The 19,074-nt window shown below is 67.6% G+C and carries 20 protein-coding genes and 1 tRNA gene; 8 read left to right on the forward strand and 13 right to left on the reverse strand.

Annotation, left to right across the window (positions count from 1 at the left end; translation table 11 throughout):
* Window positions 1-2 precede the first annotated feature (2 nt).
* From queF to yaaA, 4 genes are read right to left on the reverse strand one after another with little or no spacing between them, the layout of a single operon-like run.
* Window positions 3-860: an NADPH-dependent 7-cyano-7-deazaguanine reductase QueF gene (queF, locus tag AC1D2E_RS23525; protein ID WP_478172818.1), complete on the reverse strand. Its 858-nt coding sequence runs from the start codon at window positions 858-860 to the stop codon at window positions 3-5.
* Complete coding sequence (locus tag AC1D2E_RS23530; RefSeq protein WP_478199641.1) at window positions 857-1,750, reverse strand: alpha/beta fold hydrolase; 894 nt, start codon at window positions 1,748-1,750, stop codon at window positions 857-859. The genes queF and AC1D2E_RS23530 overlap by 4 nt, the downstream gene beginning before the upstream one ends.
* Before the next feature lie 10 nt (window positions 1,751-1,760).
* Window positions 1,761-2,603, reverse strand: coding sequence for a 2OG-Fe(II) oxygenase (locus AC1D2E_RS23535; protein ID WP_478199642.1), 843 nt, complete (start codon window positions 2,601-2,603; stop codon window positions 1,761-1,763).
* Window positions 2,600-3,409, reverse strand: coding sequence for a peroxide stress protein YaaA (gene yaaA / locus AC1D2E_RS23540; protein ID WP_478199643.1), 810 nt, complete (start codon window positions 3,407-3,409; stop codon window positions 2,600-2,602). Before yaaA ends, AC1D2E_RS23535 begins: the two co-directional genes overlap by 4 nt.
* Window positions 3,410-3,502: 93 nt before the next feature.
* On the opposite strand from yaaA, the gene AC1D2E_RS23545 reads away from it, so the two are divergent.
* The 4 genes from AC1D2E_RS23545 to galU all read left to right on the forward strand — a co-directional run bounded on the left by AC1D2E_RS23545 (window position 3,503) and on the right by galU (window position 7,849).
* Window positions 3,503-3,736 (forward strand): hypothetical protein, encoded by a 234-nt coding sequence (locus AC1D2E_RS23545; protein ID WP_478199644.1) that lies wholly within the window; start codon window positions 3,503-3,505, stop codon window positions 3,734-3,736.
* Window positions 3,733-3,906 carry a hypothetical protein gene (locus AC1D2E_RS23550; protein WP_478199645.1) on the forward strand — a complete coding sequence of 58 codons (174 nt, stop codon included), beginning with the start codon at window positions 3,733-3,735 and terminating at the stop codon, window positions 3,904-3,906. The genes AC1D2E_RS23545 and AC1D2E_RS23550 overlap by 4 nt, the downstream gene beginning before the upstream one ends.
* Before the next feature lie 89 nt (window positions 3,907-3,995).
* On the forward strand, window positions 3,996-6,866 hold the full coding sequence (locus AC1D2E_RS23555; RefSeq protein WP_478199646.1) for a valine--tRNA ligase: 2,871 nt from the start codon (window positions 3,996-3,998) through the stop codon (window positions 6,864-6,866).
* Window positions 6,867-6,958: 92 nt separating this feature from the next.
* Complete coding sequence (gene galU / locus AC1D2E_RS23560) at window positions 6,959-7,849, forward strand: UTP--glucose-1-phosphate uridylyltransferase GalU (protein ID WP_478199647.1); 891 nt, start codon at window positions 6,959-6,961, stop codon at window positions 7,847-7,849.
* Here galU and AC1D2E_RS23565 read toward each other — a convergent pair.
* The 4 genes from AC1D2E_RS23565 to cysM are packed head-to-tail and all read right to left on the reverse strand — an operon-like array spanning window position 7,830 to window position 10,645.
* Window positions 7,830-8,939 carry an SGNH/GDSL hydrolase family protein gene (locus AC1D2E_RS23565; protein WP_478199648.1) on the reverse strand — a complete coding sequence of 370 codons (1,110 nt, stop codon included), beginning with the start codon at window positions 8,937-8,939 and terminating at the stop codon, window positions 7,830-7,832. The two genes, galU and AC1D2E_RS23565, sit on opposite strands and share 20 nt — an antisense overlap.
* A gap of 10 nt (window positions 8,940-8,949) precedes the next feature.
* Complete coding sequence (locus AC1D2E_RS23570; RefSeq protein ID WP_478172826.1) at window positions 8,950-9,177, reverse strand: sulfurtransferase TusA family protein; 228 nt, start codon at window positions 9,175-9,177, stop codon at window positions 8,950-8,952.
* A gap of 26 nt (window positions 9,178-9,203) precedes the next feature.
* Window positions 9,204-9,734, reverse strand: coding sequence for an NUDIX domain-containing protein (locus AC1D2E_RS23575; protein WP_478199649.1), 531 nt, complete (start codon window positions 9,732-9,734; stop codon window positions 9,204-9,206).
* A gap of 8 nt (window positions 9,735-9,742) precedes the next feature.
* Complete coding sequence (gene cysM, locus AC1D2E_RS23580) at window positions 9,743-10,645, reverse strand: cysteine synthase CysM (RefSeq protein WP_478199650.1); 903 nt, start codon at window positions 10,643-10,645, stop codon at window positions 9,743-9,745.
* Window positions 10,646-10,685: 40 nt separating this feature from the next.
* On the opposite strand from cysM, the gene AC1D2E_RS23585 reads away from it, so the two are divergent.
* Both AC1D2E_RS23585 and AC1D2E_RS23590 read left to right on the forward strand, forming a co-directional pair.
* Window positions 10,686-10,770, forward strand: a tRNA-Leu gene (locus tag AC1D2E_RS23585).
* Between the two features lie 310 nt (window positions 10,771-11,080).
* Window positions 11,081-12,049 carry a sigma 54-interacting transcriptional regulator gene (locus AC1D2E_RS23590; RefSeq protein ID WP_478199651.1) on the forward strand — a complete coding sequence of 323 codons (969 nt, stop codon included), beginning with the start codon at window positions 11,081-11,083 and terminating at the stop codon, window positions 12,047-12,049.
* Between the two features lie 98 nt (window positions 12,050-12,147).
* Here AC1D2E_RS23590 and AC1D2E_RS23595 read toward each other — a convergent pair whose 3' ends face one another.
* A complete protein-coding gene (locus AC1D2E_RS23595; RefSeq protein WP_478199652.1) occupies window positions 12,148-13,080 on the reverse strand; it encodes an NAD-dependent epimerase/dehydratase family protein in 933 nt (310 codons plus the stop codon).
* 39 nt (window positions 13,081-13,119) lie between these two features.
* Between AC1D2E_RS23595 and AC1D2E_RS23600 the strand changes: the two genes are divergently transcribed.
* Together AC1D2E_RS23600 and AC1D2E_RS23605 are read left to right on the forward strand one after the other, a co-directional pair.
* Window positions 13,120-14,184: a CDP-6-deoxy-delta-3,4-glucoseen reductase gene (locus AC1D2E_RS23600; RefSeq protein ID WP_478199653.1), complete on the forward strand. Its 1,065-nt coding sequence runs from the start codon at window positions 13,120-13,122 to the stop codon at window positions 14,182-14,184.
* 19 nt (window positions 14,185-14,203) lie between these two features.
* A complete protein-coding gene (locus AC1D2E_RS23605; protein WP_478199666.1) occupies window positions 14,204-15,178 on the forward strand; it encodes a Bug family tripartite tricarboxylate transporter substrate binding protein in 975 nt (324 codons plus the stop codon).
* A gap of 138 nt (window positions 15,179-15,316) precedes the next feature.
* Here AC1D2E_RS23605 and AC1D2E_RS23610 read toward each other — a convergent pair whose 3' ends face one another.
* The 4 genes from AC1D2E_RS23610 to AC1D2E_RS23625 are packed head-to-tail and all read right to left on the reverse strand — an operon-like array spanning window position 15,317 to window position 18,939.
* Window positions 15,317-16,033 (reverse strand): ABC transporter ATP-binding protein, encoded by a 717-nt coding sequence (locus AC1D2E_RS23610; protein ID WP_478199654.1) that lies wholly within the window; start codon window positions 16,031-16,033, stop codon window positions 15,317-15,319.
* The gene (locus AC1D2E_RS23615; protein ID WP_478199655.1) at window positions 16,033-16,803 is read right to left on the reverse strand and encodes an ABC transporter ATP-binding protein; all 771 of its coding nucleotides are present in this window, start codon (window positions 16,801-16,803) and stop codon (window positions 16,033-16,035) included. Before AC1D2E_RS23615 ends, AC1D2E_RS23610 begins: the two co-directional genes overlap by 1 nt.
* A 14-nt stretch (window positions 16,804-16,817) precedes the next feature.
* Complete coding sequence (locus AC1D2E_RS23620) at window positions 16,818-17,999, reverse strand: ABC transporter permease subunit (protein ID WP_478199656.1); 1,182 nt, start codon at window positions 17,997-17,999, stop codon at window positions 16,818-16,820.
* 10 nt (window positions 18,000-18,009) lie between these two features.
* Window positions 18,010-18,939, reverse strand: coding sequence for a branched-chain amino acid ABC transporter permease (locus AC1D2E_RS23625; protein ID WP_478199657.1), 930 nt, complete (start codon window positions 18,937-18,939; stop codon window positions 18,010-18,012).
* Between the last annotated feature and the right edge of the window lie 135 nt (window positions 18,940-19,074).

The raw sequence follows: 19,074 nt of genomic DNA on the forward strand, positions 1-19,074 counted from the left end.
CCCTACTGCCTCGCCGTGCGCGTGTTGGCGGGAAGCGCCTGGGGCCAGCTGGTGCGGAAGGGATTGATGTCCAGCCCGCCGCGCCGCGTGTAGCGCGCGTAGACCGCCAGTTGGGTCGGCTGGCAACGCTTCCAGATGTCCGTGAAGATGCGCTCGGCGCAGGGCTCGTGGAATTCGTTGTGGTTGCGAAAGCTCACTATGTAAGCGAGCAGGCCGGCCTGCTCGATCGGCGGGCCGTTGTAGCGGATCTGCACGCTGCCCCAGTCGGGCTGGCCGGTSACCAGGCAATTGCTCTTGAGCAGGCGGCTGCTCAGGGTCTCGGTCACGGGCGGCTGGGTCAGGTCGCTTGACAGCAGTTCGGGGGCCGGCTGGTAGTGCGTGCACTCGATGTCCAGGCGATCGAGATCGAGGCCATCGAGTTCATGGACCGGCTCGAGGTCGAAGGCATCGGGCGCCAGCAGCCTGACCCCGATGCCGGCCGAGCGCTCGCTGCCGCGCCACAAGGCCTCGCCGAGGTCGGTCCGCAAGCGCTCCCGCACCGCCTGCGCATCCGTGAACACGGTGCTGTTGAAGCTGTTCAGATAGAGCTTGAAGGATTTGCTCTCGATGATGTTGGGCGTTTCGCAGGGAATCGTGAAGTGCGCGATCGCCACTTGCGGCTTGCCGCGCGGATTGAGCCAGCTCAGCTCGAAGGCGGTCCAGAGGTCGGCGCCGAAGAATGGCAGCCTGTCGCCTGCGATGCCCATGGCCTCGCGTTGCGCCGCCCGCGGGATCGGGAACAGGAGGCTGGCGTCGTACTGGTCGACGTAGGCGGAAGCACGGCCCAGCTGCGATTGCTCCGGGGTGTTGTCGAGGCTCATGGGCGGCTCTGGGCGTGGTCGAGGAAGGGAAGGATGTGTTGCATGAGGATGTCGACCACCGGCGGCGGAAGGTCGTGGCCCATGCCCGGAATCGAGACGAAGCGGGCACCCGGAATGCGCCGGGCCGAGTCCCGGCCGCAGGCGATCGGCACCAGCGCGTCGGCCTCCCCGTGCAGCACCAGCGCCGGACTGGCGATGCGCGGCAACATCTCGGAACGGTCGCTGTCGGCGACGATCGCGAGCATCTGCCGCACCACGCCGGCCGGCCGATAGGCGCGGCGCATGGCTCGCCGGATGCGATCGGCGACCACCTCATCGTCTTGCGGATAGGCCGGGCTCTGGATCCGCCGCACCATGCTCAGGCTGTGGGCCACCAGCGCCGCCTCGGTCCGGCTGGGCGGGCGCCGCAGCAAGGCAGCCGCGACGTCGGGACGCGGGCCCGGCAGCTTGCGGGCACCGCTCGAACTCATGATGCTCACCAGGCTGGCCGTGCGCTGCGGCGCACTGGCCGCAAGGCGCTGGGCGATCATGCCGCCCATCGAGGCGCCGACCACGTGGGCGCGCGGGATACCCAGCGCGTCGAGCACGCCGAGCGAGTCGTTGGCCATGTCCTGCAGGCTATAGGCCGAGCGCACCGGCAGCCCGATGCGCTGGCGCACGCTCTGCCAGAGCAGGTTGCCGGCACCGGCCTCGTCGAAACCCTGGCTCAGGCCGATGTCGCGGTTGTCATGGCGCACGACCCGGAAGCCCGCATCGACCAGCGCCTGGACGAAATCGTCGGGCCAGCCGATCAGCTGCATGCCGAGTCCCATGACCAGCAGCGCCACCGGCCGCCCTTCCCCGCCGCTGTCCTCGACCTCGATCTGAATCCCGTTGGCTGTGATCTTCATGGCGGCGGCATCAGGTAAATTCGCGCTCGCGCAGCCACTTGGTCGCGACCCACTTCTCGCCGGCCAGCACCGGCGCGCCGCCGTGCAACGTTCGGGTCGAGGGGTCGGGCCGGTCGTAGCTGAAGAAGACCCCGGTGCCGCGCTTGGGCGCGACTTCGAGGCCGACGTCGGGGAAGGTCGTGGCGCCGCCCTGCTCGGGCTCGTACAGGTACATCACCAGCGTCGCCACGCGCTGGCCGCCCCGGCGCAGGATGGTCGGCGTGCCGGGCTCGGCCGGATCGAAGTAGTCGTAGTGCGGACGATACTGGGCGCCCGGCGCATAGCGCAGCACCTGCAGGCCCTCGCCGAATTCGACCGGCCATCGAAGCAGCGTCGAGATGCGCTGCTCGAGCCGGGCGACGATGGGGTTCTCGCCGCGCTCGAAGAACATGCCGTCGCTGGTCCGATCGATATTGAGCGCTTCGCCGCCGGTCTGCGTCTCGACGGTGAGCGAGCGCGCGAGGCGCAGGCGCGCGGCAGCGATCAGGCCTTCGCATTCCTCGTCGGACAGCAGGTCGCCGAAGACGATGACCCGCGGATGGCGCATCGTCTGCAGCACCTGCACGCGGCGATCGCCGGCGTCGACGTAGAGCGGGGAGGCCGACAGGTCGGGGCCCGGCAGGCCCGGATGCGAAGGATCCACGGCGGGCACGGCCGTTCCCTGCACCTCGATGCCCTGCAAGGCGACATCGGCGACGTCGTCATGCCAGCCGGCAGCGCGCATCGAAGCGCGCAGGCTCGGCACCGAATGCCCGGCCGCGAGTTGGGCCGCGACCCACTCGCGCAGTTCGGGACTGATGGCCTGGCCGGTCATGCGGGCCTCCGCCGGAACACCATCCGATCGGCCTTCGACGCCGCGGCGTCGAAGGCGTAGCCCTCGAGATCGAAATTCTCCAGCGCCCTGGGCGTGGCGGCCTTGTGCAGCACCGCCCAGCGCGCCATCAGGCCGCGCGCCCGCTTGGCGAAGAAGCTGATGATCTTGTAGCGTCCGGGATCGCCCTTGGCACCCGTCCCAGCCTTCCATTCCTCGAACACGCACTCGACCACGCGGGCCTTGAGCACCCGCTGGTCGACCGACTTGAAATACTCCTGAGAGGCCAGGTTGATGACCACCGGCGTGCGGTCGGCGGCCAGCCGCTCGTTGAGGTGCTCCGCGATGCGCGGTCCCCAGAAGGCATAGAGATCCTTGCCGTGGCGGTTCTCGAGTTGCGTGCCCATCTCGAGCCGGTAGGGCTGCAGCAGGTCGAGCGGGCGCAGCACGCCATAGAGGCCGCTGAGGATGCAGACGTGCGCCTGCGCCCAGGCCAGCTGCCCGGCATCGAGGGACTTGGCGTCGAGCCCGCCGTAGACGTCGCCGTCGAAGGCCAGCGCGGCCTGTTTCGCATTGTTCGCACTGCCCTTCGAAGCCCAGGCCGCATAGCGCGCCACATTGAGCGCCGACAGCTTGTCCGACAGGTGCATGAGTTCGGCGATCTGCTGCGGCGATTTCTCGCGCAGGATCCGGATCAGTTCGGCTGCGGGGCTCCTCGGGCCTTCGAAGCGGGCTTGCGTGGCAGGCACCGTCTCGGGCACCGGCGTGTCGTAGTCGAGTGACTTGGCAGGGGAAAGCAGGAACAGCATCGTCGAATTATCGGCCGCCCGCGCCAAAGGCCGCCGCCCTGCCCTGTATGGAGTGCGCCTGCATTCTCAACCCCATTCGTCTGGAGATCCGCGATGAAGGCTGCTTCCCTGTTCCGAGCCGCTGCATTCGTGCTGGCGGCCAGCTGTGCCGGCACGGCGTTCTGGAGCCCGACCGCGGCCCATGCCGCGGCGCCGCTCGCCAAGGAACCGGCGCCGGGCTTCTACCGCGTGATGGTCGGCGATTTCCAGGTCACTGCCCTGTCGGACGGCACGGTCGCGCTGCCGGTGGACCAGTTGCTGACTCTCGCACCACCCCGCCCCAGGTGAAGAAGATCCTGGCCCGCTCCTGGTGGACACTGGTGCGGCGGGCCTGTTCGGGCCCACCCTGGGCCAAGCTGGTGGCCAACCTGAAGGCGGCCGGCCCCGGCGCCGGCCGCCTGCGGGCCCAGGGCTCGGGCTACGTCTGGCTGCCGGTGAACTACGCGCCGCCGCAGTGAGCACGGCGCCCGCGCAGTCGAATAAAATCCCCWGACCTTCACCCCCACAAGCGGCATCCTGCGGGATGCCGTTCGTCTTTTGCAACGCCATGAGCGACACCCTGCCCCAACCCGGCCTCGAGAGCCTTTCCAAATCCTTCGAACCCGTTGCCATCGAGGCGCACTGGGGACCCGAATGGGAGCGCCGCGGCTACGCCGCCGCCGGCTACCGCGGGACGCAGAAGCCCAAGGAAGGCGCGTCCTCGTTCGCGATCCAGCTGCCGCCGCCGAACGTCACCGGCACGCTGCACATGGGCCACGCGTTCAACCAGACCATCATGGACAGCCTGGCGCGCTACCACCGCATGGCCGGCGCCAACACGCTGTGGGTGCCGGGCACCGACCACGCGGGCATCGCGACCCAGATCGTGGTCGAGCGCCAGTTGCAGGAGCAGAAGATCAGCCGCCACGACCTGGGGCGCAAGAACTTCGTCGCCCGGGTCTGGGAATGGAAGCAGCAGTCTGGCAACACCATCACCCAGCAGATGCGCCGCATGGGCGACACGGTGGACTGGAGCCGCGAATACTTCACGATGGACGAAGACCTGTCGAAGGTCGTCACGCAGACCTTCGTGCAACTGTATGAGGAAGGGCTGATCTACCGCGGCAAGCGGCTGGTCAACTGGGATCCGGTGCTGAAGACCGCGGTCAGCGACCTCGAGGTCGAGAGCGAGGAGGAAGACGGCTTCCTCTGGCACATCGCCTATCCGCTGGAAGACGGCTCGGGCACGCTCACGGTCGCGACCACGCGGCCCGAGACCATGCTCGGCGACACCGCGGTGATGGTCCATCCCGAAGACGAGCGCTACAAGCACCTGATCGGCCAGCGCGTGAAGCTGCCGCTGGCCGACCGGCTGATCCCGGTGATCGCCGACGACTACGTCGACCGCGAATTCGGCACCGGCGTGGTCAAGGTCACGCCGGCGCACGACCCGAACGACTATGCCGTGGGCCAGCGCCACAAGCTCGAGAACCTCTGCGTGCTGACGCTGGACGCCACCATCAACGACAACGCCCCGGAGAAATACCGCGGGCTCGATCGCTTCGTCGCCCGCAAGGCCGTGGTGGCCGATCTCGAGGCGCTGGGCCTGCTGGTCGACACGAAGAAGCACAAGCTCATGGTGCCGCGCTGCGCCCGCACCGGCGCGGTGGTCGAGCCGATGCTGACCGACCAGTGGTTCGTCGCCATGAGCAAGCCCGACGCCCACGGCCAGTCGATCGCCCAGAAGGCGATCGAAGCCGTGCGCTCGGGCGAGGTCAGCTTCGTGCCCGAGAACTGGGTCAACACCTACAACCACTGGATGGAGAACATCCAGGACTGGACCATCTCGCGCCAGCTTTGGTGGGGCCACCAGATCCCGGCCTGGTACGACGCCGAGGGCAAGGTCTACGTGGCGCGCAGCGAGGAAGAGGCGCAGGCCCAGGCACCGGGCAAGACGCTCGTGCGCGACGAGGACGTGCTCGACACCTGGTACTCGTCGGCGCTGATTCCGTTCTCGTCGCTGGGATGGCCCGCGAAGACCGAAGACCTGGATCTTTACCTGCCCTCGACCGTGCTGGTCACGGGCTACGACATCATCTTCTTCTGGGTCGCCCGGATGATCATGATGACCAAGCACTTCACCGGCAAGGTGCCGTTCAGGCACGTCTACATCCACGGCCTGGTGCGCGACTCGCACGGCAAGAAGATGAGCAAGTCCGAGGGCAACGTGCTCGACCCGGTCGACCTGATCGACGGCATTGCACTGCCCGAGCTGCTCGACAAGCGCACCCAGGGCCTGCGCAAGCCCGAGACGGCGCCGGCCGTGCGCAAGAACACGCAGAAGGAGTTCCCGGACGGCATCCCGGCCTTCGGCGCCGACGCGCTGCGCTTCACCTTCGCCTCGCTGGCCTCGCTGGGCCGCAACATCAACTTCGATGCCAAGCGCTGCGAGGGCTACCGCAACTTCTGCAACAAGCTCTGGAATGCCACCCGCTTCGTGCTGATGAACTGCGAAGGCCAGGACTGCGGTCTGCGCGAGCACACCAAGGAAGAATGCGCGGTCGGCGGCCCGGCCCACGGCTACCTGAAGTTCAGTCCGGCCGACCGCTGGATCAGCTCGAAGCTGCAGCGCGTCGAGGCCGAGGTGGCCAGGGGCTTCGAGGAGTACCGGCTCGACAACGTCGCCAATGCGATCTACCAGTTCGCCTGGGACGAGTTCTGCGACTGGTACCTCGAGATTGCCAAGGTCCAGATCCAGCAGGGCGATGCGGCCCAGCAGCGCGCCACGCGCCGCACGCTGATCCGCACGCTCGAGACCCTGCTGCGCCTGGCGCACCCGGTGATCCCCTTCATCACCGAGGAACTCTGGCAGAAGGTGGCGCCGGTGGCCGGCCGCGCGGGCGAGTCGGTCATGATCGCCGCCTACCCGAAGAGCCAGCCCGAGAAGATCGACGAGGCCGCCGAGTCCCACGTGGCACGGCTCAAGTCGCTGGTCGACGCCTGCCGCACGCTGCGCGGCGAAATGAACGTCTCGCCCGCCACCCGCATGCCGCTGTAYGCGGTGGCCGACGATGCCGCCAGCAGCGCCTTTCTGCGCGACGCGGCGCCGGTGCTGCAGGCGCTGGCCAAGCTCAAGGAGGTGAAGGTGTTCGACGACGCGGCGGCCTGGTCGGCCGCGGCCGAGGCAGCGCCGGTGGCGGTGGTCGGTTCGGCGCGCATCTGCCTGCACATGGAAATCGACAAGGCCGCGGAAAAGGCGCGGATCGGCAAGGAGCTTGCGCGAATCGAGGGCGAAATCGCCAAGGTCAATGCAAAACTCGGCAACGAGGCCTTCGTCGCCAAGGCGCCACCTGCGGTGATCGAGCAGGAGCGCAAGCGGCTGACGGACTTCAGCGCCACGCTCGATCGGCTGCGCGACCAGCTTGTCCGCCTCGGCTGACAGACTGGCGACAGCCGCGGCCTTTAGTATCCCGGGTGGGCGCCTCGCGGTGCCCACCTCCCCCTTTCATCCTCCAGATCAGACGAAAGCCCATGTCCCACACTTCGACGCGCATTCGCAAGGCCGTGTTTCCCGTAGCAGGCTTTGGCACCCGATTTCTACCGGCCACCAAGGCCCAGCCCAAGGAAATGCTGCCGGTGGTGGACAAGCCGCTGATCCAGTACGCGGTCGAAGAGGCCTATGCCGCCGGCATCCGCGACATGATCTTCGTCACCGGCCGCAACAAGCGCGCCATCGAGGACCACTACGACACCGCCTACGAGCTCGAATCGCAGCTCGAGGCCAGCGGCAAGTTCGAACTGCTCGACATCGCCCGCTCGGTGATGCCCGAGGACATGACCTGTTCCTACGTGCGCCAGCCGCGCATGCTGGGCCTGGGCCACGCGGTGCTGTGCGCCGAGCACCTGATCGGCGACGAGCCCTTCGCGGTGCTGCTGGCCGATGACCTGATGGTCGGCCCGGCCAACGGCGAACCGGTGCTGGCCCAGATGACGCGGGTCTTCGATCGCCTCGGCGGCTCCCTGCTGGCCGTGCAGGAGGTGCCCCTGGCGCACGTCAAGCGCTACGGCATCGTGGCTGGCGACACGGTCGAGTCCGGGCTGGTCAAGGTCAATCGCATGGTCGAGAAGCCCAAGCCCGAGGAGGCGCCCTCGCGCCTGGGCGTCGCCGGCCGCTACATCCTCACGCCGGGCGTGTTTGCCGAGATCCGCAACCAGCCCAAGGGCGCCGGCGGCGAGATCCAGCTGACCGACGGCATCGCCGCGCTGATGAAGAAGGAATCGGTGCACGCCTTTTCCTACGAAGGCACGCGCTACGACTGCGGCAGCAAGGAAGGCTTCCTGCAGGCCACGGTCGAGCTGGCCCTGGCACACCCGGAAGTAGGTGCGTCGTTCCGCGAATACCTCAAGAGCCTGGCGCTCTAGCGGAAGCGATCAGCGGCTCCAGCAAGCGGAGGATCTCCGCGTCGTCGATCGGCGTCAGCTGCAGGCCGAATGCCTCGTTGAGACGGCTGACCAGCGATTGCGCCCAGAGGGCATTCCAGACCGCGCCGGAATGGTCGTCCGCGAGCAAGGCGTTGCGCGGATCGTCGCCCATCGTGTTGGTCACGCGCAGGCCCGGCCCGAAAGCGACGGTCTTGTAGTCGGGCTTTCCGGAGGGGTCGCGCGCACCCCAGCGAGCCTTGAACCATGCCAGGTCGTCGAAGAAAGCGACGTTGGCCCGGCCGGTCGCGATCTTCCTGAGTGCGCCATTGAACGCTTCGAGCGCGGCGTTGATGTTCGCGGACTCTTTCGCCGACTGCCATCTGTCGGCGAGGAGCGGATCATCTGCTTCGTTCACGAACCCCACCACCAGGATCCGCGTCTGCGGATGCGAGGCATGGATCAGCGCCACGGTGCGGCCGATCTCCTCGGTGCAATAGCTGATGACTTGTCGCACTTCAGGCGCCTCGGGATCGCGTGCCTGCAGATCGAGCAGGCCGATCCAGTTGGCGAGCCCGATGCGGATCACGACCACCCCGCGCTGCCAGCGCGCCGGTTCCCGGTCCATCAACCCGACGAGGTTCTGGGCCAGCCGGACGCGGCCGGACAGGAGGTCGAAACAGGTCGCCCCGGATTTGGCGAAGTTGAAGAGGTAGTCCTCCTTCTTCGGCGTACGACCTGCCGCGAGTCCCAGCCACTCACGCGCCAGAGCCACGGCCGGGGGCCGCCCCCAGACGCCCCAGGGACCCAGGTCGACTTCCTGCCCGCGCAGGCGTCCAAGTACCTCAGTCCACAGGAAGGTCTTCGAACGCAGCGCGCCGCCACGCTCGGCAGAACCGGGAGGAAAGGCAATGCGATCCTGGTAGGAATGGCTGTTGGAGTCGCCAAGGACCGCGAGGGAAATCGCACCCGCAGGGGCAGCGGGATTGCCAGCGCCAGAAGCCATGCCATCACTCCACAGGGCCAGGACCATTGCCGCGGCCAGACCCGCGAGCACCACAGCCATCGCGAAGACTCCGATGCCGCGCTTCATGCTGTTTCCTTCAGCGGCGCCGCAGCACGTGGATGAAATCGCCGCCGACCGTCTGCTGGTCGACCAGGTCGTTGCCGGTCTGGCGGGCGAATGCCTGGAAATCGCGCACCGACCCCGCATCGGTCGACACCACCTTCAGCAGCTCGCCGCTGTGCATCTCGTTGAGCGCCTTCTTGGCCTTCAGGATGGGCAGGGGGCAGTTGAGGCCGCGGGTATCGAGCTCTTTATGGATTTGCATGGCCGTTCCTTGAGACTGCGGCGATTTTAGGAGGCTGGCCGCGGCCACTCGATGAATTCGGGTTCATGACCCCGCGTGCGAAGCCAGTCGGCCAACGCGTAGCCCGTGCCCGCGGGCCAGCAGCGCAGCGCGGGCAGGTCGTAGAGCCGATAGTCCACCAGCTCGGGCGAGAGCCGCACCTCGCCGTCGGCGATGGCATGGAAGGCGATGATGACCTGGTTCATGCGCTGGAAATCGTAGACACCCACCAGGTTCAACTCGCTCGCATCGAGATTGGTCTCTTCCTTGATCTCGCGCGCGATGCCTTCCTGGGGCGTCTCGCCGGCCTCCATGAAGCCGGTGATCAGTGCATACATCTTGTGCGGCCAGGCCGCATTGCGTGCCAGCAGCACCTGGCCGCGGTATTCGATGATCGCGGCCAGCACCGGCGTCGGGTTGTTCCAGTGCGTCCAGCCGCAGGCCGGACAGCGCAGGCGCGACTTCGGGCCGCCATCCTCGGCGAGTTCGATGTGGGCCAGCGGCGTCGCGCAGTCGGCGCAGAACTTGGGTTGGGGCATGTTTCTTCTCAAGCCGGAAAGACACCCGTCGACAGGTAGCGATCGCCCCGGTCGCACACCACGAAGACGATGGTCGCGTTCTCGACCGTCCTGGCGATCTCCAGCGCCACCCAGAGCGCGCCCGCGGCCGAGATACCGCCGAAGATGCCCTCCTCGCGCGCCAGCCGGCGGCACATCTCCTCGGCGTTGTCCTGGCTCACGTTGACCACCTGGTCGACCCGGCTCGGTTCGTAGATCTTCGGCAGGTACTCCTGCGGCCACTTGCGGATGCCCGGGATGCGCGAGCCTTCATCCGGCTGGGCGCCGACGATGCGCACCGCCGGATTCTTCTCCTTCAGGAACCTGGACACGCCGGTGATGGTGCCGGTGGTGCCCATCGCGCTCACGAAGTGCGTGATGCGCCCGCCGGTGTCGGCCCAGATCTCGGGGCCGGTGGTCTCGTAGTGGATGCGCGGATTGTCGGGATTGGCGAACTGGTCGAGCACCCGGCCCTTGCCCTGCTGCATCATCTGCTCGGCAAGATCGCGCGCGTACTCCATGCCGCCGCTCTTCGGGGTCAGCATGAGTTCGGCGCCGAAGGCCTTCATGGTCTGGGCGCGCTCGACCGACAGGTCCTCCGGCATGATCAGGACCATGCGGTAACCCTTGATGGCCGCAGCCATGGCGAGGGCGATGCCGGTGTTGCCGGAGGTCGCCTCGATCAGGGTGTCGCCGGGCTTGATCTCGCCGCGCTCCTCGGCGCGCTTGATCATCGACAGGGCCGGCCGGTCCTTGACCGATCCGGCCGGGTTGTTGCCTTCGAGCTTGCCAAGAATCACGTTGCCGCGCTGCGCATTGGCTGCCGCGTCGATGCGCTGCAGCGCGACCAGCGGCGTCTTCCCAATCGCGTCTTCAATCGTCGGATATTGCATGGAGCCACTGTGCCATAATTTTGGGCTGCCTTCCTTCCGTGCCCGGGTGGTGAAATTGGTAGACGCAGGGGACTCAAAATCCCCCGCCGCAAGGCGTGCCGGTTCGATTCCGGCCCCGGGCACCATGGGTCGCGCCATGAATCCCCGCACGCGCGCGGGTCGCATTCGCGCATTGGCCGCGAACGGTTAAATCTTGTGGCCTAGAAGACGGGCCCCCGCCGCCAGTCAACGAATACTTAGGGCCACTTTCTCGAGGCAAGGCCCGCCTGTCCCGTACGCCGTCAGTGATATTGCACTTCATTGCGAGCCGAGTAGATTCGCCCTCGAAGGCCGGCTGTTGGCCCTCACTTCCGAAGACCCCGAATCGCCACCTCGCCTCGCGTCCTCATGCCGCAACCCATTCCAAAGCCAGCCCCGTGTGCATCGGAAGGATGGATGCGACTCCACGACGAGATCGTCGGCGCGTCGGCGGCTCACCAGCGGATGGTCGCGCAGCTCGAGCGGATCGCAGCGACCGAAGCACCCGCGTTGATCGAGGGCGAGACCGGCTCGGGCAAGGAACTCGCCGCCCGTGTGATCCACTACGGCGGCATGCGCAGCGCCCGGCCCTTCGTGCCCGTCAACTGCGGCGCCTTGCCCGAAACGCTGATCGAATCGGAACTCTTCGGCCACGAGCGCGGCGCCTTCACCGATGCGCGCCAGGCACGCGCCGGTCTGGTCGCCGAAGCCAACGGCGGCACCTTGTTCCTCGACGAGGTCGATGCACTGAGCGGCAAGGCCCAGGTGACGCTGCTGCGCTTTCTTCAGGACCAGCGCTACCGGCCGCTGGGCACGGCACGCGAGCTCAGCACCGATGTTCGGGTGGTGGCTGCCTCCAATCGCCCGCTGGCGGCGCTGGTCGCCCAAGGCGCATTCCGCGCCGACCTGATGTACCGGCTCAAGATCCTCCATCTGGTGCTGCCGCCGCTGCGGGAGCGCGTCGGCGACATCGACCTGCTGGCTTCGCATTTCATCCGCCGCTTCAGCGCCAAGTACGGCTTGCCCGCAAAGACGCTGTCGGCGCAGGAACTCCAATGGCTGCGCACCCAGGCATGGCCCGGCAACATCCGCGAGCTCGAGAACTGGGTCCATCGGGAGTTCCTGATGGGCGGCGGCATCCCGGTGCGCCATGAGCCGTCGCCGCGGGCAGAGCCCGCGATGGCCGACGAATGGGACGACAGCGGCCTCGTGCGCTTCCAGCTCGCCAAGGCCGAGGCCGTTCGCCTCTTCGAGCAGGACTACCTGCAGCGCGCGCTGCGCCAGGCCGAGGGCAATGTCACGCGTGCCGCGCAGATGGTTGGCAAGGAGCGGCGCGCTTTCGGCAAGCTGCTGAAGAAATACGGCATCGAGCGCGACGCCGCCTGACGAGGCGCCGGCCCCCACGCTGCGTCCCTGCGTGTACTCGCTGCCCCCGAAGCGGTGCAGTCCGCCTCGGGGCGGCCCTGCGGCCTGCAGCGGATGTTTCAGCGCTCCGATCGCAGTCCCGTGGCCACGGTCGGATAGCGCAGGCGCACGCGCAGTTCGCGCTTCAAGCGCGTGTTGTCGAGCCGCCGCGATTCACCCATGAAGCTCAGCAGCGACAGCGGCAGCTGGGCCTGCGCCTCGTCGCGCGCGATCCGCGGCGGCAGCGGCAGTCCATAGAGACGGGCCGCCAGGTCGATGTAGTCGCCCATCCTGATCTCGCTGTCGTCACTGGCGTGGAACACGCGCTGCGGCCCGCCGCGCCAAAGCGCCGCGACGCAGGTGCGGGCCAGGTCGTCGGCGTGGATGTGGTTGGTGTAGACGTCGTCCTCGGTCCGCAGCACCGGCGTGCCCCGGCGCAGCCGCTCGCGCGGGGTGCCGCCCTCCCGGTCGGGCGCATAGATGCCGGGAATGCGCAGGATCCGCACGGCGACACCGGCGCGGCCCAGCCAGCGCACCGTGCGCTCGGCATCGACGCGGCGATGCGCACGCGGCGTATCGGGCCGCAGCGCGCGCGTCTCCGAAATCCGGGCCCCGCCGCAGTCGCCATAGACACCGCTGGTCGAGCCGTAGACGAAGGCCGAGGGCAGCGATCGCAGCCGCAGGGCGCGTGCCAGCGCCAGGCTGCGCGCATCGCGCCACCATTGCGCGCCCTCTTCGACGCGGGCCGGCGGGGCCAGGTGCAGGACCCGCGTGGCGAGTCCCGAGAGTCGCCGCAGCGAAGCCGGCTGGTCCAGGTCGGCCACGATCGGCGTGATGCCTGCCTGGCGAAGCAGGGACACGCGCCCGGGCGAGGAAGTCAGCGCGACCAGTTGCACGCGGCCCCGCAGCAGCCGGGCCGCGCGAAGCCCGACGTCGCCGCAACCGACCACGAGCACGCGCTCGCGCCGGAAGCGCGAAGGCCTCGCACCGAGGGGGCTGTTGATTGAGGGCAAAATCCGTTCTCCCTTTTGAGCAGAGAACGAAGAATACCCATGACCAGCGCAGCGCCGAGCGAAGCGGGCTTTCAGATCACGGTAGAGCCGAGCGGGCGCCATTTCGCGGCCCTGGCCGACGAGACCATCCTGGCCGCCGGCATCCGCCAGGGCATCGGCCTCCCCTACGGCTGCAAGGACGGCGCCTGCGGGTCCTGCAAGTGCAAGAAGCTGTCGGGCACCGTCAGCCTGGGCCCGCACCAGAGCAAGGCCCTGAGCGCCGAGGAACAGCTGGCCGGCTACGTGCTCACCTGCTGCGCCCGGGCCGAGAGCGACGTGGTGCTCGAATCGCGCCAGGTCACCGAGGCAGGCGCCTTCCCAATCCGCAAGATGCCGGTGCGGGTGCAGGCGCTCGCGAAACAGTCGCACGACGTGATCCTGCTGCGCCTGCAGCTGCCCGCGGGCGAGCCGCTGCAGTTCCATGCCGGACAGTACGTGGAGTTCATCCTGCGCGACGGCACGCGTCGCAGCTACTCGATGGCCAACGCGCCCCATACGCTGCAGCAGGCCGGCACCGGACTCGATCTGCACATCCGGCATCTGCCGGGCGGCAAGTTCACCGACCATGTCTTCGGCGCCATGAAGGAAAAGGAAATCCTGCGCATCGAAGGCCCCTATGGCAGCTTCTTCCTGCGCGAGGACTCCGACAAGCCGCTGATCCTGCTGGCTTCGGGCACCGGCTTCGCGCCGATCAAGRCACTGCTGGAGCACATGAAGTTCAAGGGCATCGAGCGCCCGGCCACCTTGTACTGGGGCGGCCGTCGGCCAGAGGATCTCTACATGGACGACTGGGTGCGTGCCCAGCTGCAGCAGATGCCCAAGCTGCGCTACGTGCCGGTGGTCTCCAACGCGGTGCCCGAGGACGACTGGCACGGCCGCACCGGCTTCGTCCATCGCGCCGTGCTGGAGGACTTCGACGACCTCTCGGGCCACCAGGTCTATGCCTGCGGCGCACCGGTGGTGGTCGACGCCGCCAAGCACGACTATGTCGCGCAGCGGGGCCTGCCGGAAGAAGAGTTCTATGCCGACGCCTTCACCACCGAAGCCGACAAGGCCCTGCCCTGAGACACACCCGATGGAATCCATGCAAGCCAGACACTTCCTGCTGACCCTCCTGTCGGCCGCCGCCCTGCTGGCCACCGGCCAGGCGAGCGCGCAACAACAGCGGCCGATCCGGCTGATCGTGCCCTATGCCGCGGGCGGGCCGATCGACGTCACGGCGCGGGTGCTGGCCGAGCGCGTCAAGGACTCGCTGGGCACCGTCATCATCGACAACAAGCCCGGCGCCGGCGGCAACATCGGTGCCGACGCCGTGGCCAAGGCCGCGCCCGACGGCCTGACGATCGGCATCGCGGCCACCGCCACCAACGCGGTCAACCCCTGGCTCTACGCCAGGATGCCTTTCAACGCCGCCACCGACTTCGCGCCGGTGACGCAGATGGTGCGGGTGCCCAACGTGCTGGTCATGAATGCCGAGACCGCGCAACGGCTGAATATCCACACGCTGGCCGACTTGATCGCCTACGGCAAGGCCAACCCGGGCAAGCTCAACTACGGCAGCGGCGGCAACGGCAGTGCCGGGCACCTGGCGGGCGAGATGTTCAAGAAGGAAGCCGGCATCTTCGCGGTCCACATCCCGTACAACGGCGGCAACCCGGCGCAGCTCGCGCTGCTGTCGGGCCAGGTCGACTTCAATTTCGACAACCTGGCAACGGCAGCGCCGAACATCCGCTCGGGCAAGCTGAAGGCGATCGCGGTCACGACCGCGAAGCGCAGCAGCGCGCTGCCGGAGGTGCCGCCCGTGGCAGACACGCTCAAGGGCTTCGCGATCGACACTTGGTGGGGCCTGGTGGCGCCGGCCGGCACGCCGCCCGACGTGGTCGCCAAGCTCAACCACGCCTTCGTCGCCGCGCTCGACTCGCCGGAGACCAAGACCCGCTTCGCATCGCTGCTCGCGGAACCGGTCGCCAGCACGCCCGATCAGTTCGGCGCCTTCATGAAGAGCGAACTGGCCAAGTACGAGAAAGTCGTGAAAGCGACCGGCGCAAAGGTCGACTGACCACGCCGCCGCGGCCGGCGAAGCCCGGCCCCTTCGTGGAACACCGCGGAACCGGCTTCGCCGGGCCGCTGGTGTTGCCCCCGGCAGGGGTGGGCGTCCCGACACGGAGTGCGGGGCAACCTGGGGAAGAGCAACCAGCTACTCGCCCAAGTAGGCAGCTCGGACCTTCGGATCGCTCAGCATCACCTTGGCGTCGCCACTCATGGTGATCAGGCCCGACTCCATCACGTAGCCGCGGTCGGCCAGCTGCAGTGCGCGGCTGGCGTTCTGCTCGACCAGCAGCACCGTGACACCCTGGTCGTAGACCTGCTTCACGACCTCGAAGATCTTGTCGACCATGATCGGCGACAGGCCCATCGAGGGCTCGTCGAGCAGCAGCACCTTGGGGCGCGCCATCAGCGCGCGGCCCATGGCGAGCATCTGCTGCTCGCCGCCCGACATGGTGCCGGCCAGCTGCGTGGCGCGCTCCTTCAGCCGCGGGAAGGTCGAGAACACGCGATCGATGTCCTTCGCGATCTCGGCCTTGTCCTTGCGGATGTAGGCGCCGATCTGCAGGTTCTCGGTGATCGTCATGCGCGTGAACACGCCGCGGCCCTCGGGCACCATCACCAGGCCCTCGCCGACCAGGTCCCAGGCGCCGCGGCCCTTGATGCTCTTGCCGAGGAATTCGATGTCGCCGGCGAGGAAAGGCAGCGTGCCGGTGATGGCCTTCATGGTGGTGGTCTTGCCGGCGCCGTTGGAGCCGATCAGYGACACCARCTCGCCCTCGCGGACCTCGAAGTCGATGCCCTTGACGGCCTGGATGCCGCCGTAGGCGACCTTGACGCCGCTCACCTTCAACAATGTCTGTGCCATCAGTGTCCTCCCGTGCCGAGGTAGGCCTCGATCACTTTTTCGTTCTTCTGTACGTCCGCCGGCGTGCCCTCGGCGATCTGCTTGCCGTAGTCCAGCACCGTCACGCGATCGCACAGGCCCATCACCAGCTTCACGTCGTGCTCGATCAGCAGGATGGTGCGGTTGTCCTTGCGGATGCGGTCGATCAGCTCGCGCAGCATCATCTTCTCGGTCGCGTTCATGCCGGCCGCCGGCTCGTCGAGCGCGATCAGCTGCGGGTCGGTGGCCAGCGCGCGGGCGATCTCGAGCCGCCGCTGGTCGCCGTAGGACAGCGTGCGCGCCTTGTAGTCGGCGAACTTGCCGATGCCGACGTACTCGAGCAGCTCGTGCGCGCGCTCGGCGATCGCAGCTTCCTCGGCCTTGAAGCCGCCCGAGCGGAAGATCGCGCCGAACACGCCGGAATGCGTGCGCACATGGCGTCCGACCATCACGTTTTCGAGCGCGGTCATTTCCGCGAACAGGCGGATGTTCTGGAAGGTGCGTGCGATGCCGGCCTTGGCGACCTCGTGCACCGCGGTCGGCTGGTAGGGCTTGCCGGCCAGCTCGAAGCTGCCGCTGTCGGGCGTGTAGAGCCCGGTGATGACGTTGAAGAAGGTGGTCTTGCCGGCGCCGTTGGGGCCGATCAGCCCGTAGACCTGGCCGCGCAGGATCTTGATGCCGACATCGGAGAGGGCCTGCAGGCCGCCGAAGCGCTTGGAGATGCCGCGGACATCGAGGGTGGTTTCAGTCATGTTGCGTCCCTGGCTCACGGATTGATCGACATCGGACGCGAGGCGGCGCCGGGCACTTCATCGGCCGGCGTCTCGATCCCCGGCGCTGCCGCCGGCATGCCCGACGCGGGCTGCGTCCCCCGGCGCGCCAGCGATTTGCYGTGCTCCGGCGAGGGCCAGAGGCCGCGCGGCCGCACCAGCATGATGATGATCATCGCCAGCGCGATGAACAACTGGCGCAGGATCGAGGCGTCGAGCCGGCCGCCGGTCATCGATTGCAGCGGCGCGGCGACATAGCGCAGCACTTCGGGCAGCGCGGACAGCAGGATGGCGCCGAGGATCACGCCCGGCAGGTGGCCGATGCCGCCCAGCACCACCATCGAGACGATCATCACCGACTCCATCAGGCTGAAGGACTCGGGTGACACGAAGCCTTGGAACGACGCGAACATCGCACCGGAAACGCCGCCGAAGCTGGCCCCCATGGCGAAGGCCAGCAGCTTCATGTTGCGGGTATTGATGCCCATCGCCTTGGCGGCAATCTCATCCTCGCGGATCGCCATCCAGGCGCGGCCGATGCGCGAGACCTGGAGCCGGTGCGAGACGAGGATCGTGAAGACCACGAACAACAGGAACAGGTAGTAGTACAGCGTCACCGACGAGATCGTGAAGCCGTCGAGCTTGAGCGATTTGCCCAGGTTGAGGCCCCAGAAATGCACCGGATCGATCGCCGTGATGCCCTTGGGCCCGTTGGTGATGTTGACCGGGTGGTCCAGGTTGTTCAGGAACACCCGGATGATCTCGCCGAAGCCGAGCGTCACGATCGCCAGGTAGTCGCCGCGCAGCTTCAGCGTCGGCGCGCCCAGCAGCGCGCCGAACAGGCCGGCCACCAGCAGCGCCAGCGGCACCACCACCACCAGCGAGACGTGCAGCCCGTTCGGGAACATCGCCTTGATGGCCGGGAAGGTGTCGGTCAGGTGCGGCGACCCCAGCAGCGCGAACAGGTAGGCCCCGATCGCGAAGAAGGCCACGTAGCCGAGGTCGAGCAGGCCGGCATAGCCGACCACGATGTTGAGGCCGAGCGCCAGCATCACGTAGAGCAGCGCGATGTCGGCAATCCGGACCCAGGCATTGCCCTGGGTCTGCAGCAGCAGCGGCAGTGCGAGCACCAGAACGATGCCCACGGCGTACAGGAAGGTGTTCTTGCTGTTCTTCATCGCGTGCTCCTCAGGCCCGGTCCGCCACGCGCTCGCCGAGCAGGCCCGAGGGCCGCAGCGTGAGCATGATGATCAGCACGATGAAGGCGAAGATGTCGCTGTAGTGGCTGCCCAGCACATCGCCCGTCAGCGCCCCGATGTAGCCCGAGCCGATGGCCTCGATCAGCCCCAGCAGGATGCCGCCGACCACCGCCCCGGCGAGGTTGCCGATGCCGCCGAACACCGCCGCCGTGAAGGCCTTGAGCCCGGGGATGAAGCCCATCGCGTGCTGCGCGATGCCGTAGTTGGACGCGTACATCACGCCCGCGACCGCCGCCAGCACGGCGCCGATGATGAAGGTGGCCGAGATCACCATGTCCGGGCGGATGCCCATGAGGGCGGCCACGCGCGGGTTCTCGGCGGTGGCGCGCATCGCGCGGCCGAGCTTGGTGTAATTGACCAGCCAGGTGAGGATCGCGAGGCAGATCGCCGTCACGCTGAGGATCATCACCTGGGTCGGCGAGATCACCGCGCCGCCGATGTGGATCGGCGTGGTCGACAACAGGTTCGGATAGGCCTTGTTGGTCGGCTTCCAGATGATCATCGCCAGCGTCTGCAGCAGGATCGACACGCCGATGGCGGTGATCAGCGGCGCCAGCTTGGGGCTGTTGCGCAGCGGCCGGTAGGCCACCTTCTCGATCACGAAGTTGAGCGTGGCGGCGACCACGCAGGCGATCAGCAGCGCGATCAGCAGGATCAGCCAGCCCGGCGTGCCGGGCATCGACTCCTGCATGAGGCCGATGATGCTCCAGCTGGTCAGTGCCCCGACCATCAGAACTTCCCCGTGCGCGAAATTGATGAGGTTGATGATGCCGTACACCATGGTATAGCCCAAGGCTATCAAGGCGTACATGCTGCCGAGAACCAGACCGTTGATGATCTGCTGCAGCAAGGTGTCCATAGCGAAAATCCCTTTTTGTGTTGACGCCCTCGAGAGGCGCCCGGCTGACCCGGCGCACTGGTTAGGGCGCTAGGCTTCACTTAGCAAAAAACCCGCCAGCATGTGTCGACGGCGGGTTTGTGGCGGGATTGTAAT

The organism is Variovorax sp. P1_H2 (assembly GCF_056405295.1).

Excerpts from the sequence above, each read along its gene's own strand:
- AC1D2E_RS23565 (WP_478199648.1), bottom strand. The coding sequence starts at position 8,939 with ATGAAGCGCGGCATCGGAGTCTTCGCGATGGCTGTGGTGCTCGCGGGT.
- AC1D2E_RS23545 (WP_478199644.1), top strand. The coding sequence starts at position 3,503 with ATGAAGGCTGCTTCCCTGTTCCGAGCCGCTGCATTCGTGCTGGCGGCC.
- AC1D2E_RS23530 (WP_478199641.1), bottom strand. The coding sequence starts at position 1,750 with ATGAAGATCACAGCCAACGGGATTCAGATCGAGGTCGAGGACAGCGGC.
- AC1D2E_RS23590 (WP_478199651.1), top strand. The coding sequence starts at position 11,081 with ATGCGACTCCACGACGAGATCGTCGGCGCGTCGGCGGCTCACCAGCGG.
- galU (WP_478199647.1), top strand. The coding sequence starts at position 6,959 with ATGTCCCACACTTCGACGCGCATTCGCAAGGCCGTGTTTCCCGTAGCA.
- cysM (WP_478199650.1), bottom strand. The coding sequence starts at position 10,645 with ATGCAATATCCGACGATTGAAGACGCGATTGGGAAGACGCCGCTGGTC.
- AC1D2E_RS23625 (WP_478199657.1), bottom strand. The coding sequence starts at position 18,939 with ATGGACACCTTGCTGCAGCAGATCATCAACGGTCTGGTTCTCGGCAGC.
- AC1D2E_RS23605 (WP_478199666.1), top strand. The coding sequence starts at position 14,204 with ATGCAAGCCAGACACTTCCTGCTGACCCTCCTGTCGGCCGCCGCCCTG.
- AC1D2E_RS23575 (WP_478199649.1), bottom strand. The coding sequence starts at position 9,734 with ATGCCCCAACCCAAGTTCTGCGCCGACTGCGCGACGCCGCTGGCCCAC.
- yaaA (WP_478199643.1), bottom strand. The coding sequence starts at position 3,409 with ATGCTGTTCCTGCTTTCCCCTGCCAAGTCACTCGACTACGACACGCCG.
- AC1D2E_RS23535 (WP_478199642.1), bottom strand. The coding sequence starts at position 2,603 with ATGACCGGCCAGGCCATCAGTCCCGAACTGCGCGAGTGGGTCGCGGCC.
- AC1D2E_RS23570 (WP_478172826.1), bottom strand. The coding sequence starts at position 9,177 with ATGCAAATCCATAAAGAGCTCGATACCCGCGGCCTCAACTGCCCCCTG.
- AC1D2E_RS23615 (WP_478199655.1), bottom strand. The coding sequence starts at position 16,803 with ATGACTGAAACCACCCTCGATGTCCGCGGCATCTCCAAGCGCTTCGGC.